This is a genomic window from Cupriavidus yeoncheonensis (assembly GCF_905397275.1).
Lineage (GTDB): Bacteria > Pseudomonadota > Gammaproteobacteria > Burkholderiales > Burkholderiaceae > Cupriavidus > Cupriavidus yeoncheonensis.
On record NZ_CAJPUY010000077.1, the window covers coordinates 1 to 737 of the forward strand.

The following is a 737-nucleotide window of genomic DNA, read 5'->3' on the forward strand; positions in this document are numbered from 1 at the left end:
GTCCGCTGGCACATGGACAAGGACATCCCCTGGGATACCTTCGACGCCAGCCTGCTGACGGACGACCAGGCCAAGACCATCCGCATGAACGCCATCACGGAGTGGTCGGCCCTGCCGGCAACCGAGATGTTCCTGCGCGACAACCGCCACGACTCCGACTTTTCGGCCTTCATGAGCATCTGGTTCTTCGAAGAGCAGAAGCATTCGCTGGTGCTGATGGAGTATCTGCGCCGCTTCCGCCCGGACATGGTGCCGACCGAGGAAGAACTGCACGCCGTGCGCTTCGAATTCGATCCGGCCCCGCCGCTGGAAACGCTGATGCTGCATTTCTGCGGCGAGATCCGCCTGAACCACTGGTACCGCCGCGCGGCCGAGTGGCATTCGGAACCGGTCATCAAGCATATCTACCGCACCCTGTCGCAGGACGAAGCCCGCCACGGCGGCGCCTACCTGCGCTACATGAAGAAGTACCTGGCGCAGTTTGGCGACAACGCTCGCGCCGCGTTCGCCAAGATCGGCGTGCTGATGGCGTCGGCGCGCCGCACCGAGAAGCCGCTGCACCCGACCAACCTGCACGTGAACAAGGCCCTGTTCCCGAACGACACCGTGCAGTCGCGCCTGCCCGATCCCGACTGGCTGGAAAAATGGCTCGACGAGCAGATCCGCTTCGACGAGGGCTGGGAAAAGAAAGTCATCGAACGGATCCTGCACAATATGTCGCTGCTGTTCGAGCGCAC

1 protein-coding gene is annotated in these 737 nt (G+C 63.0%); it reads left to right on the plus strand.

All coding sequences use genetic code 11. From position 1 onward, the window contains the following. The coding region (locus tag KHO22_RS32355) for an acyl-ACP desaturase (RefSeq protein ID WP_211951266.1) at positions 1-737 on the plus strand (737 nt) is incomplete at both ends.